The organism is Bacillus sp. NMCC46 (assembly GCF_002998465.1).
GTDB lineage: Bacteria > Bacillota > Bacilli > Bacillales > Bacillaceae > Bacillus.
The window spans coordinates 436,552-453,406 of the sequence record NZ_PVQZ01000001.1 but is presented as its reverse complement, the minus strand read 5'-3'; the positions used below and the strand labels follow the sequence as shown (position 1 = coordinate 453,406).

At 43.9% G+C, this 16,855-nt stretch carries 15 protein-coding genes; all 15 read left to right on the top strand.

The window, feature by feature from the left end:
* Nucleotides 1-88: 88 nt before the first annotated feature.
* The 15 genes from C6Y01_RS02270 (at nt 89) to rpe (ending at nt 16,799) form a co-directional block, all read left to right on the top strand.
* Nucleotides 89-2,764, top strand: a complete 2,676-nt coding sequence (locus tag C6Y01_RS02270; RefSeq protein ID WP_034662458.1) for a calcium-translocating P-type ATPase, SERCA-type — start codon at nt 89-91, stop codon at nt 2,762-2,764.
* An 83-nt stretch (nt 2,765-2,847) separates the two neighbouring features.
* Entirely contained in the window at nt 2,848-3,723 is an 876-nt protein-coding gene (locus C6Y01_RS02265) for a YicC/YloC family endoribonuclease (RefSeq protein WP_106037773.1), read from the top strand.
* 76 nt (nt 3,724-3,799) lie between these two features.
* On the top strand, nt 3,800-4,069 hold the full coding sequence (gene remA / locus C6Y01_RS02260) for an extracellular matrix/biofilm regulator RemA (RefSeq protein WP_008344898.1): 270 nt from the start codon (nt 3,800-3,802) through the stop codon (nt 4,067-4,069).
* Nucleotides 4,070-4,078: 9 nt separating this feature from the next.
* Nucleotides 4,079-4,693 (top strand): guanylate kinase, encoded by a 615-nt coding sequence (gmk, locus tag C6Y01_RS02255; RefSeq protein ID WP_003212381.1) that lies wholly within the window; start codon nt 4,079-4,081, stop codon nt 4,691-4,693.
* 3 nt (nt 4,694-4,696) lie between these two features.
* A complete protein-coding gene (gene rpoZ / locus C6Y01_RS02250; protein ID WP_003211647.1) occupies nt 4,697-4,900 on the top strand; it encodes a DNA-directed RNA polymerase subunit omega in 204 nt (67 codons plus the stop codon).
* Between the two features lie 117 nt (nt 4,901-5,017).
* A complete protein-coding gene (coaBC, locus tag C6Y01_RS02245) occupies nt 5,018-6,235 on the top strand; it encodes a bifunctional phosphopantothenoylcysteine decarboxylase/phosphopantothenate--cysteine ligase CoaBC (protein ID WP_034662453.1) in 1,218 nt (405 codons plus the stop codon).
* On the top strand, nt 6,232-8,640 hold the full coding sequence (gene priA / locus C6Y01_RS02240) for a primosomal protein N' (RefSeq protein WP_034662451.1): 2,409 nt from the start codon (nt 6,232-6,234) through the stop codon (nt 8,638-8,640). The genes coaBC and priA overlap by 4 nt, the downstream gene beginning before the upstream one ends.
* A 15-nt stretch (nt 8,641-8,655) precedes the next feature.
* The gene (gene def / locus C6Y01_RS02235; protein ID WP_034662448.1) at nt 8,656-9,138 is read left to right on the top strand and encodes a peptide deformylase; all 483 of its coding nucleotides are present in this window, start codon (nt 8,656-8,658) and stop codon (nt 9,136-9,138) included.
* 5 nt (nt 9,139-9,143) lie between these two features.
* Nucleotides 9,144-10,097 carry a methionyl-tRNA formyltransferase gene (gene fmt, locus C6Y01_RS02230; RefSeq protein WP_106037772.1) on the top strand — a complete coding sequence of 318 codons (954 nt, stop codon included), beginning with the start codon at nt 9,144-9,146 and terminating at the stop codon, nt 10,095-10,097.
* Nucleotides 10,084-11,427 (top strand): 16S rRNA (cytosine(967)-C(5))-methyltransferase RsmB, encoded by a 1,344-nt coding sequence (gene rsmB / locus C6Y01_RS02225; protein WP_106037771.1) that lies wholly within the window; start codon nt 10,084-10,086, stop codon nt 11,425-11,427. The genes fmt and rsmB overlap by 14 nt, the downstream gene beginning before the upstream one ends.
* Before the next feature lie 3 nt (nt 11,428-11,430).
* Nucleotides 11,431-12,513: a dual-specificity RNA methyltransferase RlmN gene (gene rlmN / locus C6Y01_RS02220; RefSeq protein WP_034662441.1), complete on the top strand. Its 1,083-nt coding sequence runs from the start codon at nt 11,431-11,433 to the stop codon at nt 12,511-12,513.
* Between the two features lie 3 nt (nt 12,514-12,516).
* Nucleotides 12,517-13,287, top strand: coding sequence for a Stp1/IreP family PP2C-type Ser/Thr phosphatase (locus tag C6Y01_RS02215; protein ID WP_106037770.1), 771 nt, complete (start codon nt 12,517-12,519; stop codon nt 13,285-13,287).
* Entirely contained in the window at nt 13,281-15,236 is a 1,956-nt protein-coding gene (gene pknB, locus C6Y01_RS02210; RefSeq protein WP_106037769.1) for a Stk1 family PASTA domain-containing Ser/Thr kinase, read from the top strand. The genes C6Y01_RS02215 and pknB overlap by 7 nt, the downstream gene beginning before the upstream one ends.
* A gap of 12 nt (nt 15,237-15,248) precedes the next feature.
* A complete protein-coding gene (rsgA, locus tag C6Y01_RS02205) occupies nt 15,249-16,145 on the top strand; it encodes a ribosome small subunit-dependent GTPase A (protein WP_034662434.1) in 897 nt (298 codons plus the stop codon).
* Nucleotides 16,146-16,148: 3 nt separating this feature from the next.
* The gene (gene rpe / locus C6Y01_RS02200) at nt 16,149-16,799 is read left to right on the top strand and encodes a ribulose-phosphate 3-epimerase (RefSeq protein ID WP_034662431.1); all 651 of its coding nucleotides are present in this window, start codon (nt 16,149-16,151) and stop codon (nt 16,797-16,799) included.
* The last annotated feature ends 56 nt before the right edge of the window (nt 16,800-16,855 follow it).

The following is a 16,855-nucleotide window of genomic DNA, read 5'->3' as shown; positions in this document are numbered from 1 at the left end:
TTATAGCATGATTTAGGACGAGTCTGAATAAACTGGCTTATAGAACACTGCATATGAGAGAGAACAAAAGAGGAGTGGACGAGGTCAAATGAATTGGCATGAACTGAACCAAACCGATTTATTAAAAACAATGAATACATCGATAGGTGACGGACTGTCAGAAAAAGATGTGCAAAAACGGCTTGAAAAACACGGGCCAAATGAATTGCAGGAAGGGAAAAAGGCGTCGGCTCTGATCATTTTTTTAGCGCAATTTAAAGATTTTATGGTGTTAATTTTGCTTGCGGCAACGATCATTTCTGCTTTTTTAGGCGAATACATTGATGCTGTAGCAATTGTAGCGATTGTTCTGATTAATGGAGTGCTCGGCTTTTATCAAGAACGCCGCGCGGAAAAATCTCTTCAAGCGCTAAAGGAATTATCAACCCCGCATGTGTATGCAAGGAGAAATAATGAATGGGTCAAGATCCCGTCTAAACATCTCGTGCCAGGGGATATTGTGAAATTTTCGAGTGGAGACCGGATTGGGGCAGACATTAGATTACTAGAAACCAAAAGTTTAGAAATTGAAGAGTCCGCTCTCACTGGCGAGTCCATCCCTGCGGTCAAACACGCAAGTCCGCTTTCACGAGACCATGTCTCGCTTGGAGATTTGACGAACATGGCCTTTATGGGGACGCTTGTTACTAGAGGAAGCGGCGTGGGCGTTGTGATTGGTACAGGAATGAATACAGCGATGGGACAAATTGCCGGCATGCTGGATGCAGCAGGGAATATGGAAACACCGCTGCAAAGACGTCTCGAACAGCTGGGGAAAATCCTGATTGTTGCTGCTTTATTTTTAACGGTGCTCGTTGTGGTTCTTGGCGTTGTGCAAGGACATGATTTGTATCATATGTTCCTGGCGGGAGTATCTCTTGCAGTTGCTGCCATTCCTGAAGGACTGCCGGCGATTGTTACCGTCGCACTTTCCTTAGGAGTGCAGCGGATGATCAAACAAAAATCGATTGTCAGAAAGCTTCCGGCGGTGGAAACACTTGGCTGCGCGTCGATCATTTGCTCAGATAAAACAGGAACAATGACGCAAAATAAAATGACTGTGACACATGTATGGGCAGAGGGCAAAACGTGGAATATTTCTGGTACGGGCTATGAGCCATCTGGTGATTTCACCTTAAACGGAGAACTTGTCCATGTAGACAAACATCCAAGTCTGCAAAAGGTGTTATTATACGGGGCGCTTTGTAATACATCGACCATCATTGAAAAAGATGGGGAGATGAGGCTTGATGGAGATCCGACAGAGGGGGCACTTCTCACCGCAGCACGTAAAGCAGGGTTTACAGAGCAATTCATCGAAGCCGGATTTCACGTTGTAGAGGAGTTTCCTTTTGATTCAGAAAGAAAGATGATGTCAGTCGTCGTCGAAACGAATCAAAAAGAGCGGTATGTCATTGCAAAAGGTGCGCCGGATGTCCTGATGAACCGTTCAAGTCATATCATGCACGGCGGCCGCACAGCTTCTTTTTCAACCACTCACAGGCAAGAAACAGAGGCTGCGATTCAAGGCTTAGCAAGACAAGCGCTGAGAACGATTGCCATTGCGTATAAAAAAGTCGGTCTGACAGAAAAAATCAACTCTGTCCAGCAGGCTGAAACCGATTTGACATTTATCGGGTTAGAGGGCATGATCGATCCACCTCGTCCTGAAGTCAGACGAGCGATTAAAGAGTGCAGGGATGCTGGCATAAAAACAGTCATGATTACAGGGGATCACGTGGAAACAGCCAAAGCGATTGCCAAAGACTTGAGCCTTTTACCAAAGCAAGGAAAGGTGCTCGACGGAAAAGCGCTGGATCAGATGAGTGACAAAGAGCTTGAGCAAACGGCTGAAAATGTATACGTCTTTGCACGGGTATCACCTGAGCATAAGCTGAGAATTGTGAAGGCCTATCAAAAAAATGGACATATTGTGGCGATGACAGGTGACGGGGTCAATGATGCGCCTGCGATTAAGCAAGCAGATATCGGCATCTCCATGGGCATCACTGGAACAGACGTAGCCAAAGAAGCATCTTCTCTTATTTTACTTGATGACAACTTTGCGACCATTAAATCCGCCATTAAAGAAGGCCGGAATATTTATGAAAACATTCGGAAGTTTGTCCGGTATTTGCTGGCATCCAATGTTGGAGAAATTTTGGTTATGCTGTTCGCGATGCTCCTAGCGCTTCCGCTTCCTCTCGTTCCTATTCAAATTTTATGGGTCAACCTTGTCACAGATGGTCTTCCAGCGATGGCACTTGGCATGGATAAGCCAGAAGGCGATGTCATGAAGCGAAAGCCGAGGAACATGAAAGAGGGCATTTTTGCTAGAGGGCTCGGCTGGAAGGTTGTATCTAGAGGATTCCTCATCGGGCTTGCGACCCTTTTAGCATTTATGTTTGTGTATCACCGCGATCCAAACAACCTGCAATATGCACAGACTGTTGCATTTAGTACGCTTGTTTTGGCGCAGCTCATTCATGTATTTGACTGCCGCAGTGAACGGTCCATCTTTGAACGCAATCCATTCGGGAATCTTTACTTGATCGGTGCGGTTTTGTCATCACTTTTACTTATGTTTGTGGTCATTTATTATCCGCCGCTTCAGCCGATTTTCAAAACGGTGGCCATTGCACCAATTGATTGGCTGCTGATCATCGGTATGTCTGCACTGCCAACTTTTTTACTGGCAGGATCACTTTTGACAAGAAAAAAATAATTCGTTATGGTATAATTTTGAGGTAATAGTGTCTGCTATTACCTTTTTCATTTTATTAATATGAAAGAATTGGGTGTTTTGACATGATACGCAGTATGACGGGATTCGGCCAAGCGAGTAAAACGGATGGAGAACTGACAGTGTCAGTTGAGCTAAAATCGGTCAATCACCGTTTTAAAGAGGTTCATGCCCGTTTGCCGAGGCCGCTTTTATATTTCGAAGACACATTAAAAAAAATCATTCTTCGTTACGTGCAGCGCGGTAGAATTGAGCTGTTTGTCACGATTGAAGGCGGTAAACTAGCAAGCCGGTCCTTGCAGATCGACTGGCCGCTGCTTGATGAATACATGAAAGCCGCAAAAGACCTCGAGAAGCGCTATCACATTTCAGGCATTCAGCATGTACATGACTTACTGGGGCTGGAGCATGCCGTTCAAGTAGAAGAGTCGGCCAGCCGAAATGAGCAGTTAGAGCAATTGCTGATGGATGCTTGTGAAACGGCTGTCAAGGAGCTTTGCTTCATGAGAGAGCAGGAGGGGACATCACTTCAAAAAGACTGTGAGCTGAGGCTTTCTGAATTAGAGGCCTATACAGAAGAAATCAAAGTCTTTGCACCAGAAGTTGTGACTCAGTATAAAGACAGGCTCAATCAGCGATTGCAAGAATGGATCGGAGAGGCGCTTGACGAAAGCAGATTGACAACAGAGGCTGCCATCTTTGCTGACCGCTGTGACATTACAGAAGAGATTACGAGATTGAAAAGTCACTTTCAACAGTTCCAGCAAATCTTGATGCAAGGCGGTGCTGCCGGCAGAAAACTTGATTTTCTTGTACAGGAGCTCAACCGTGAAGTGAACACCATTGGCTCAAAAGCGAACCATCATCATTTAACAAAGCTGGTGGTTGAAATGAAAAGTGCTATTGAAAAAATAAAAGAACAAGTGCAAAATATAGAATAGTCATTGTGTATGCTGTTTACAGTACGTCTCTTTCGGCGAGACTAGAGACGTTTATATTACAGGGGGACGTTAGAAGATGACCATAAAGTTGATCAATATCGGATTTGGAAACATCATTTCAGCGAATCGGATGATTTCGATCGTCAGTCCAGAATCAGCACCGATTAAACGAATGATACAAGACGCAAGAGATCGAGGCATGCTCATAGATGCTACATACGGAAGAAGAACCCGTGCTGTTGTCATTATGGACAGTGACCATGTCATCTTATCTGCCGTTCAGCCTGAGACTGTCGCGCAAAGACTTTCTGTAAAAGAAGAAATCATAGATGAAGGGCAGGGGTAATACGCCATTATGAAAGAAAGAGGACTTTTAATCGTTCTCTCTGGACCTTCGGGAGTTGGAAAAGGAACGGTCAGACAAGCCATTTTCTCCCAGGAAGATACGAAATTTGAATACTCTATTTCTGTGACGACACGTAAACCGCGTGAAGGTGAAAGAAATGGTGTCGATTATTTCTTTAAATCCAGGGAAGAATTTGAACATATGATTGAAAACAAAAAGCTGTTAGAATGGGCAGAGTATGTCGGGAATTACTACGGCACGCCTGTTGACTATGTAGAACAGACATTAAGCGAAGGAAAAGATGTTTTCCTTGAAATCGAAGTGCAAGGTGCACTTCAAGTAAGAGAAGCATTCCCAGAAGGTCTTTTTATTTTCCTTGCACCGCCTAGTCTTTCAGAACTTCAAAACCGCATCATTACACGTGGTACAGAGTCTGAGGAACTCATTCGCAATCGAATGGCTGCTGCAAAAGAAGAGATTGAAATGATGGATGCTTACGACTATGTCGTGGAAAACGATGATGTCGAGCTTGCTTGTGAAAGAATCAAAGCGATCGTCCTTGCAGAACACCTGCGCAGAGACAGAGTCGCACCAAGATATAAAAAAATGCTGGGGGTAGAATAAACTATGTTAGATCCTTCAATTGACTCATTGATGAACAAACTTGATTCAAAATATACACTTGTGACAGTGTCTGCACGCCGTGCACGTGAAATGCAGATCCACCAAGATCAGCAAATCGAAAATACAAAGTCTTACAAATTCGTAGGCAAAGCACTGGAAGAAATCGATGCCGGTCTTTTGACATTTGAAAAAGAGGATCAAGAATAACACATCGCTTCTGCTATGCAGATACGATACGTTCAAAAAAGTCAAAACTATGATTGGTTTTGACTTTTTTGAATTGTAGACGAATTTGTGAAAAAGGCCTTTAAGGGGGACAAACAAATGTTACAGTCAAAAAATATTTTGCTCGGCGTCAGCGGAGGAATCGCCGTATATAAAGCAGCTGCTCTTACTAGTAAACTCGTACAGGCGGGCGCAAATGTAAGAGTGATTATGACGGAATCTGCCCGTGAATTTGTGTCTCCGCTTACCTTCCAAGCTCTGTCTCGACATGAGGTGTATGTGGATACATTTAAAGAAAACAATCCAAAAGTCATTGCGCATATTGACGTAGCTGACTGGGCCGATCTCATTCTTGTTGCCCCTGCAACAGCACATACGATTGGTAAAATGGCGGCAGGGCTTGCAGATGATATGCTCACGACGACCTTACTTGCTTCAACCGCTCCTGTATGGATCGCACCAGCAATGAATGTGCATATGTATGATCACCCGGCTGTAAAGCGGAACATTCGCACATTATATGAGGACGGCTACCGGTTTATTGAGCCGAGTGAAGGTTATTTAGCCTGCGGCTACATTGGAAAAGGGCGGTTAGAGGAGCCTGAAAAAATTGTTGAGCACATCCGTGCATTTTTTGAAAAGCCAAAAAGCTTACCGCTTTCAGGTAAAAAAGTCGTGGTGACAGCAGGTCCTACACGAGAAGTCATCGATCCTGTGCGTTTCTTTACAAATCGATCGTCAGGAAAAATGGGCTATGCGATTGCAGAGGCTGCGCAGCAAATGGGGGCTGATGTCACGCTCATTTCAGGACCTGTTTCTTTAACGGCACCTGACCATGTACATGTGGTGCACGTTGAATCGGCAGAGGACATGTATCAAGCCGTATTAGATGTGTACGAGGAAGCGGACCTTGTCATTAAATCAGCAGCTGTCGCCGACTATACCCCTGTGACATCATATCCTCATAAAATGAAAAAACAGGACGGCGCCTTAGAGATTGAATTCACCCGGACAAAAGATATTTTAAAAGAGCTGGGGAAAAGAAAAGAGCATCAAGTGCTTGTCGGTTTTGCAGCTGAAACGCAGGATGTAGAATATTACGCGAAAAAGAAAATCGAATCCAAGCATTTAGATATGATTGTGGCCAACAACGTCACAAAAGAAGGTGCAGGCTTTGGCACAGACACAAATGTAGCAGCCGTCATCAAAGCAGATGGTACAACAAAAGAGCTGCCGATGATGAGCAAAAAGGACCTCGCTTTTGAAATCTTAAAGGAGGCAAAACAGCTGTTGCCAAAAGAGCGTGATCGAGCATGATTGCTGAAGTCATCGTGGATGTCACAACGAAAGCCATTGACCGGCCATTCGATTACCGTGTACCAGATCGATTCAAAGATCTCGTCAAAGCGGGAATGAGGGTGGTCGTTCCCTTTGGCCCAAGGAAGATTCAAGGGTTTGTGACAAAAGTCAAAGACGAAACAGACATAAAGACAGGAAACATCAAGGACATTGTCGATTTATTTGATTTATCACCTGTTCTGACAGATGAGCTATTGGAGCTTTCCCACTGGCTGACGGAAAAAACATTGTCCTATCACATTACGGCACTTCAATCGATGCTGCCTGCAGCCATGAAGGCGAAGTATGAAAAAGAAATTCAGGTGCTGTCAGATGAAGAACTTCCGCAGTCATTGAAAGAGCTTTTCGGTCAGCGAGATAGCATTCTTTACGCTGACATCCCGGCCGAACAACTAAAACAGATTCAAAAGCATGTCCAAAAAGGTCATCTAGAGGTAAGGTATCATGTCTCGCAAAAATCTGGAAAGAAAAAGGTACGCATGCTCCATCTAGCTGTATCGAAAGATAAGCTTGAAGAAAAACAACAGCAGCTTAAGAAAAATGCGGTGAAACAAAAGGCACTGCTCTCCTTTTTGCTTCAAGCGAGTGAGACGGCCTTTTTAGCGAAAGACTTGCAGCAGCAAACAGGCGCGAGTTCTCAAACGCTTAAAACCTTTATTCAAGAAGGGCTGCTAACAGAAAGCTATGAAGAGGTCTACCGGGATCCTTATCGTGACCGGGCGTTTACACCATCTGCTTCACTTGATCTCATGCCAGAACAAGCAGAAGCGGCAAAACATATTCATCAAGCAGTCAGTGATGACCGGCATGAAACCTTTCTGCTGCACGGGGTGACAGGAAGCGGTAAAACGGAAATATACTTGCAGACGATTGATCATGCCCTTCAAAAAGGAAAAGAAGCGATCGTCCTCGTTCCTGAAATCTCGTTAACCCCTCAAATGGTTCAGCGGTTTAAAGAACGATTCGGCTCAAATGTGGCTGTACTTCACAGCGGCTTATCGACAGGGGAAAAATATGATGAATGGCGGAAAATCCACCGCAAGGAAGTCAAGCTTGTCGTGGGCGCGAGATCTGCTGTTTTCGCTCCATTTGAAAATCTAGGCATGATTATCATAGATGAAGAGCATGAATCTTCTTATAAACAAGAAGAAATGCCTCGTTATCATGCCAAGGATGTCGCCATTGAACGAGCCAGAAGGCATCGATGCCCAGTCGTATTAGGCAGTGCAACCCCTTCACTTGAAACCTATGCGCGTGCGAAAAAAGGCGTGTTTACATTGCTGGCGCTCAAAAACCGGGTCAACCAGCAGCAGCTGCCGCACGTTTCGTTAATTGATATGAGAGAAGAATTGAGAAATGGCAACAGGTCCATGTTTTCAGAAGAATTAATGCTCAGATTAAAGGAAGTGCTTGAAAGAAAAGAACAAGCCGTCTTATTTCTGAATAAAAGGGGCTATTCATCCTTTGTGATGTGCCGTGATTGCGGATATGTGGAGCAATGTCCTCATTGCGAAATTTCTCTCACCTATCACCGCTATCAAAAACGGCTGAAATGCCATTATTGCGGGCACGAAGCACCGGTGCCTGCTGAATGTCCAGAATGCCATAGTGAGCATATTCGCTATTTTGGGACGGGTACGCAGCGTGTAGAAGAAGAGCTTACAAAAGTACTGCCTGAGGCAAGAGTGATCCGAATGGATGTGGATACAACGTCTCGTAAAGGTGCTCACGAAAAGCTCCTCACGTCTTTTGGCAATAAAGAAGCGGACATTTTGCTCGGGACGCAGATGATAGCAAAAGGGCTAGATTTCCCAGATGTCACACTTGTTGGTGTTCTCAGTGCGGATACGTCTCTTCATATTCCTGATTTTCGTTCAAGTGAAAAAACATTTCAGCTTCTCACGCAGGTCAGCGGCAGGGCAGGACGTCATGAAAAAGCGGGTTCTGTGATCATTCAATCGTATACGCCTTCTCACTATAGTATTGAATTAACGAAGCAGCATGACTATGAAGCCTTTTATGAACAGGAGATGCTGCATCGCCGCCACCAGTCCTATCCGCCGTATTACTATTTGGCAATGGTGACGGTATCACACGAGGAAGTGACGAAGGCAGCGCATGTCACTGATCAAATTGTCCAGTTCCTAAAAATGAACTGTGCACCGAATACAAGAATCCTTGGTCCGGCTGCATCACCAATCGCTAAGATCAAAGATAGATATCGATATCAATGCGTGATAAAATACAAAAGGGAAAATGAACTGGCAAGTTTACTACGGAAAATACAAGATCATTATCAAAAGGAAATGGAACAAAAACAATTGATGATTTCAATAGATATGAATCCATATATGATGATGTAAAACGGAGGGCTTTAAGTGGCAGTAAAACCAATAGTCATACATCCGGCAGAAGTACTTGAACAAAAGGCAGAGCCTGTTGATACGTTCGATAAAAAGCTCAAAAAACTGCTTGATGATATGTATGATACAATGCTTGAGCTAGATGGAGTCGGACTAGCAGCACCACAAATCGGCATTTCACAAAGAATGGCTGTTGTCGATATCGGAGAAGAACCTGGCAGAATTGATTTAGTGAATCCCGAGGTTCTTGAAGTGAAAGGGAGTCAAACAGATATTGAAGGCTGCCTGAGCTTTCCATCTTTATACGGCACAGTAGAAAGACCAAGCTATGTGAAGGTAAAAGCCTTTGATAAGAAAGGCAAACCATTTACAATAGAAGCAGAAGGATTTTTAGCAAGAGCCTTATTGCACGAAATTGATCATTTAGACGGCATATTATTCACGTCGAAAATCATTCAAACCTATACAGAAAAAGAACTTGCGGAAATGGAAGGGTGAAGAAAATGGCACGTATTGTATTTATGGGAACCCCTGATTTCTCAGTACCTGTGCTGCAGACACTCATAACAGAAGGATACGAAGTTGTCGGGGTCGTCACGCAGCCAGATCGCCCGAAAGGCAGAAAACGAGTACTCACACCGCCTCCTGTGAAAGTAGAAGCCTTAAAGCACGGCATTCCTGTACTGCAGCCTGAAAAGGTGCGTCTTGATGAAGAAATTGATAAAGTGCTTTCATTCAAGCCCGATTTAATTGTAACGGCGGCATTTGGACAAATTCTACCAAAACGATTACTGGATGAACCTCAGTTTGGCTGTATCAATGTTCATGCCTCACTGCTGCCAGAACTAAGAGGCGGCGCGCCGATCCATTATGCGATCCTTCAAGGTAAAAAGAAAACAGGCGTCACCATCATGTACATGGTGGAACGACTCGATGCAGGGGACATGATCAGTAAAGTAGAAGTAGAAATCGACGAATTAGACAATGTCGGTACATTACATGACAAATTAAGTGTAGCAGGCGCCGCATTGCTGAAAGATACTGTGCCAAATGTTCTGAGCGGATCAATTTCTCCAATTCCGCAAAATGAAGAAGCGGCAACGTACGCACCTAATATAAAGCGAGAGCAAGAAAGGTTAGACTGGACAAAGACCGGAGAAGAGCTTTACAACCAAGTTCGCGGCTTAAATCCATGGCCAGTTGCCTATACTGAATGGAACGGGGCTCATCTAAAAGTATGGGAAGCGAAAAAAGTTCCACTTCAAGTGCAAGAAGAACCTGGGAAAGTGATTGAGCTTCAAAAAGAAGGTCCGGTCATTGGAACTGGGAATAAGCAAGGCCTTTTATTAACAGGTGTGCAGCCAGCTGGTAAGAAAAAAATGAGCGGCGAAGACTTCTTAAGAGGCGCAAATATCGAAATTGGACAGAAATTAGGGTTAATGAATGAAGAAAAGTAATGTGAGAGAAGTAGCGCTGGACGCTTTAATCAAACTCGAACAAAACCAAGCTTACAGTAATTTGCTTTTGCAGTCAGTCATGAAAGACAAAGACTTGGCAGATCAGGACAAACCGCTCTTAACAGAGCTTGTGTACGGTACACTGCAAAATAAGCTGGCATTAGATTATATGCTGGCACCATTTGTGAAAAAACCGCAAAAGGTGGCTCCATGGGTCATGCAGCTTTTGCGGATGTCTCTTTATCAAATGGTCTACCTTGAAAAGATTCCAGACCGTGCAGCCATCCATGAAGCAGTTGAGCTAACGAAAAAGAGAGGGCACAAGGGCATTTCTTCACTTGTGAACGGCGTTCTTCGTTCCGTGCAAAGAGAAGGTGTTCCGGCTTTTGATGACATCAAAGATCCGGTCAAGCGGCTTTCAATTGAGACAAGCCACCCATTATGGCTCGTGCAGGAATGGGTTCAGTCGTACGGATTTGAAGCGGCAGAAAGCATGTGCCGCATTCATTTAGTACCGCCAAAGCAAACCCTCCGTGTCAATCGAATGAAAACCGGCCGCGCGGCACTGCAGCAAGAACTGCTGGATGCCGGAATCGAAACGGAGCTCGGCGACTTATCTGAAGATGCACTCAAGCTGATGAAAGGGTCCATCGTTTCAACCCCTTCTTTTCAAGAAGGCTATGTGACCATTCAAGATGAAAGCTCAATGCTTGTCGCAAGAGCACTAGACCCTCAGCCGGGAGAAACAGTGCTTGACGCCTGTGCGGCTCCAGGCGGAAAATCAACACATATCGCAGAGCGTATGAACGACGAAGGACAAATTGTTTCACTTGATTTACATGAACACAAAGTGAAACTCATCAAACAAGCAGCAAAACGCCTGAACCTTTCTCAGATTGAGGCAAAAGCGCTTGATGCGAGGAAAGCGAAAGACTATTACAGCGAAGCTTCATTTGACCGTATTCTGATTGATGCGCCGTGTTCTGGTTTTGGCGTCATCAGACGAAAACCGGATATGAAATATACTAAGTCTCCAGAAGACTCAGCAAGGCTTGCTGCTATTCAGCAGGCAATCTTAAAAGAAGCAGCTCCGCTTTTAAAGCCTGGCGGAACCCTTGTATATAGTACATGTACAATGGACCCAACAGAAAATCAACAAGTGATTCATGCGTTTTTACAAGAACACCAAGACTTCGAACCCGATCTATCTCTTAATGAACGGCTGCCTGAGCAGGTTGCTCCGTTTGTTCAAAACGGAAGTGTACAAATTCTTCCTCATTATTTCGGAACAGATGGTTTCTTTATTTGCAGCATTAGAAAGAAGGGATAAAAAATGACAGAACAAAAAGTAAGAAAAGAACTGAAAACAGATATGCCGTCGATTTATTCATTTGAGCTTCACGAAATGAAAGAATGGTTAAAAGAACAAGACGAAAAGCCTTTCCGCGCAGCTCAAATTTTTGAGTGGCTTTATGAGAAACGTGTGACATCCTTTGATGAAATGTCTAACCTCTCCAAAGATTTAAGAGAAAAATTAAAAGATCAATTTACAATCACAACTTTAAAAACCGTGATCAAACAAACGTCTCAGGACGGAACGATCAAGTTTTTATTTGAACTGCATGATGGCTATACAATTGAAACAGTGCTTATGCGTCACGAATATGGAAACTCTGTCTGTGTCACGACTCAGGTTGGCTGTAGAATTGGCTGTACATTCTGTGCATCTACACTTGGCGGTTTAAAACGAAACCTTGAAGCGGGAGAAATCGTTGCACAAGTATTAAAAGTACAGCAGGCACTTGACGAAACAGATGAGAGAGTCAGCTCTGTTGTCATCATGGGAATTGGCGAACCGTTTGATAACTTTGAAGAAATGCTTGCCTTCCTTAAAATCATCAACCATGACAACGGCTTAAATATTGGTGCACGTCATATTACGGTTTCGACAAGCGGAATCATTCCAAAGATCTATCAATTCGCTGATGAGCAAATGCAAATCAACTTTGCTGTATCCCTGCACGCACCGAACACAGAGATCAGAAGCCGCCTGATGCCGATCAATAAGGCATATAAGCTGCCAAAATTAATGGAAGCCATCGAATACTACATTCAAAAGACGGGTAGACGTGTCAGCTTTGAATACGGCCTGTTTGGCGGAGTAAATGATCAAGTTCACCATGCGGAAGAACTTGCAGACCTATTAAAAGGAATCAAGTGCCACGTAAACCTCATTCCGGTGAACTATGTACCAGAGAGAGATTATGTGAGAACACCTAGAGAACAAATCTTCCTATTTGAAAAAACGCTGAAAGAACGCGGCGTAAACGTAACGATTAGACGAGAGCAAGGCCATGACATTGATGCTGCTTGCGGTCAGCTAAGAGCGAAGGAGCGTCAGGAAGAGACGAGGTGACGAATGTTGATAAGGGCAGCCTTTCTTACCGATACAGGAAAAGTCCGTCAGCATAATGAAGATGATGCAGGTATTTTTGAAGCAAAAGAAGACTCACTTCTCGCTGTTGTAGCAGACGGCATGGGAGGTCATCTTGCTGGTGATGTCGCCAGCAAGATGGCAGTCTCTTCTTTGAAAGAATACTGGGAAAAAACATCTTCAATTCCAGAAAAGCCAGCCGATCAAGAAAGCTGGTTAATCTCAAAAATCAGTGACATTAATGACCAAGTATATGAACATGCAAAAAACAATGAAGAGTGCCAAGGAATGGGGACGACCATTGTGTGTGCGCTCGTTCATTTGCAAACGGTCACAATTGCGCATATTGGAGACAGCCGCTGCTACCTGCTAAGAGAAGGAGCGCTGACCCAATTAACGGATGATCATTCACTTGTGAATGAACTTGTGAAAACAGGTGAAATTTCAAAAGCGGATGCAGAATATCATCCAAGAAAAAATGTGCTCACGAAAGCATTAGGAACAGATAAACGTGTTCAAATTGATGCACGCACCTTTGAAGTGGACCCAGGAGATCAAATCCTGCTTTGCTCAGATGGTCTATCGAATAAAATAGAAGAAGAGAATTTGATTCATATTTTAACGCAAACGAACGCACCAGAGGAAAAAGTAACAGAGTTAATTCAAACAGCGAATGACAACGGCGGTGAAGATAACATTACAGCAGTACTGTTAGAAATCTCCTCCCAGCCAGAGGAGGGTGACAGCAAGTGTTGATCGGAAAAAGGATCAGCGGCCGTTATCAGATTCTTCGCGTCATAGGCGGAGGCGGAATGGCAAACGTCTATTTGGCGGAGGATATGATTTTAGATCGCGAAGTAGCGATTAAAATTTTGCGGTTTGACTTTGCGAGCGATGATGATTTTATTAGACGATTCCGGCGGGAAGCGCAATCAGCTGCAAGCTTAGATCATTCGAATATTGTCAGCATCTACGATGTCGGGGAAGAAGATGACATTTATTATATTGTCATGGAATATGTCGAGGGAATGACGCTGAAGGAATACATACACGCCAATGGCCCGCTTCATCCGAAAGAAGCCGTTCGCATCATGGAGCAAGTCGTTGCGGCGATGGAAGAAGCCCATGCGAAACAGCTCGTCCACCGTGACATTAAGCCTCACAATATATTAATAGACAATATGGGGAATATCAAAGTCACTGATTTTGGGATTGCCATGGCACTCAGCTCAGCGACCATTACCCATACAAATTCTGTCCTAGGCTCCGTGCACTATTTGTCTCCAGAACAAGCACGCGGAGGTCTTGCAACGAAAAAGTCAGACATCTATTCGCTTGGGATTGTGCTTTATGAACTCATCTCAGGACGCATGCCATTTGAAGGGGAATCGGCTGTCAGTGTCGCACTGAAGCATTTGCAATCAGAGCCTCCATCTGTGAGGAGATGGAATCCTTCTGTTCCACAAAGCGTGGAAAACATCATTTTAAAGGCGATGGCCAAAGATCCATTTTATCGATATGAAGATGCATCTGAAATGCAAAAAGACTTAAAAACCGCTTTCGATCCAGCCAGATTAAAAGAAAAACGCTTTGTCATTGAAGAAGACCATGAAGCAACGAAAGCGATCCCAATCATTCAAGATCATCTAATCGATCAAGACAATGAAAAAACAGCTGTCCACCCGGCTCAAAAACCGAAGAAAAAAGAGAAACAAAAGCCGAAAAAGAAACGAAAAAAATGGCCATGGATTGTGGCATCCATCTTATTTATATTGACTGCTGCGACAATTTTAGCCATCACTGTGTTTCCAGGGCTGCTTTTTCCAAAAGATGTGGAAGTCACAGATGTATCTGGCATGACGGTTGAAAAAGCAGAAGATGCCTTGAAGAAAGCTGGGTTTTCCGTCGCTTCGGAGTCAATAGAGATCGCTGATGAGAAAATTGAAAAAGGTCTCGTCGTCAAAACAGATCCGAAAATCGGCACAAAGGTCAAAGAAGGAACAGAGATTCAGCTTTACGAAAGTACTGGCAAGGAAAAGACCGAATTACCTGATGTTACAGGCGAAAAGGTCGATAAAGCAAAAGAAATATTAGAGAAAAAAGGGTTTAAACAGGTCGTTGTGGAGGAAGTGAATGATAATGACACCGAATCTGGGATTGTCATGGAACAGAATCCATCAGCGAATACAGAGCTTGTAGCAGCAGATGAGGAAGTCACGTTGACTGTCAGCATAGGTCCTGCCGATATTACATTACGTGATTTAACGACGTATAGTAAGCAGGCGGCATCGAATTATTTAGAGGATAACGGATTAAAGCTTGATGAAAAAGAAGCGCATTCTGACGATGTGCCAAAAGGCGAGGTCATGAAGCAGGAACCAGGAGCAGGAACTGCTGTTAAACCAGGTGATACGGTTAAGATTACATTCTCTCTTGGACCGAAGGAAAAACCAGCCAAAACGGTGACTGAAAAGATTGCGATCCCTTATGAACCAGAAACGGAAGGGCAGGAGATGAATGTCCAAATTTCCATTGATGATGCGGAGCATAGCATCTCTGATTCATATGAAAGCTTTACAATCACTGCGCCGACTGAGCGGACCATTAAGTTTAAGATTGAACCAGGTCAAAAAGGATATTATCAAGTGACGGTTGATGATAAAGTCGTAAGCTCTAAAACGATCGAATACCCTGATGATGAATAAAGGAGGGACTTTATGCCTGAGGGCAAAATTATAAAAGCATTAAGCGGATTCTACTATGTGCTGGATGAATCGCAAGAGAGTGGAAAAGTGGTTCAGTGCAGAGCGAGAGGCATCTTTCGAAAAAACAAAATTACACCTCTTGTTGGCGATTACGTCGTGTATCAAGCAGACAACGATAAAGAAGGCTACTTATTAGAAGTAAAAGAACGGACAAACGAACTTGTTCGTCCGCCTATTAGTAATGTTGATCAAGCGGTACTTGTTTTCTCAGCAGCAGAACCAACTTTTAGTACATCACTTTTAGACAGATTTTTAGTGCTTGTTGAAGCCAATCATATTGAGCCGATTATCTGCATCACTAAAATGGACTTATTGAAAACAGACGAAGAGCGTGAAACGATCATGGCATATGCAGACGACTATCGGCAAATTGGCTATGAGGTTCATTTAACCTCTACGATTGAAGGAGATGGCATTGAGAAGCTGACTCCGCACTTTCACAATAAAATTACGGTATTTGCCGGTCAGTCTGGTGTAGGCAAGTCCTCTCTTTTAAATGCGATGAGTCCTGAATTGGCGCTGAAAACAGATGATATCTCATCCCATCTCGGACGAGGAAAGCATACGACAAGACATGTCGAACTCATTCGAACAGCAGACGGGCTCATTGCAGATACTCCGGGCTTTAGCTCGCTTGAATTTACTGGCATCGAAGCAGAAGATCTAGGTCTATACTTTTTAGATATTAGAGACCGAAGTGCAGATTGTAAATTTCGAGGCTGCCTGCACGTGAAAGAGCCTGGGTGTGCGATAAAAGATGCGGTCGAGCATGATCAAATCAAAGAGTATCGTTATCAGCATTATTTAGAGTTTTTAACTGAAATCAAAGACAGAAAGCCGAGGTACTAAATCATGGTTTATATTGCCCCTTCCATTTTATCAGCAGATTTTGCCAATTTGGAGAAAGATATCCGTGATGTGGAACAAGGCGGTGCGGATTACATTCATATCGATGTCATGGACGGTCATTTTGTACCGAATATGACATTTGGGCCAAATGTCGTCGAAGCGATTAGACCGCATACGCGTCTTCCGCTTGATGTTCACTTAATGATTGAGCAGCCAGACCGGTATATTCCTGCATTCGCAAAAGCAGGCGCTGACATTATTTCTGTTCATGTGGAAGCTTGTCCGCACTTACACCGAACAATACAGCACATTAAAGAACAAGGTGTAAAAGCAGGGGTCGTCTTGAATCCTCACACACCTGTTTCTCACATTGAGCATGTATTAGAGGATGTGGACCTTGTGTTATTCATGACGGTGAATCCTGGTTTTGGGGGACAGGCATTTATTCCATCTGTCCTCACGAAGGTAAAAGAAGTAAAAGCACTGAGTGAACAAAAGGGCTTAACCGATTTACTGATAGAAATAGACGGCGGTGTCAATGTAGAGACTGCAAAGAGCTGCAGGGAAGCAGGCGCTAATTTACTTGTAGCGGGCTCTGCGGTATACGGTAAAGACAACCGCGCAGCAGCTATCCAGGCAATTCGAGAAGCGTAAAGAAAGGAACCAAAGTCATTGTGATCTTTGGTTCTTTTTATATAGAGAGGAGCGTA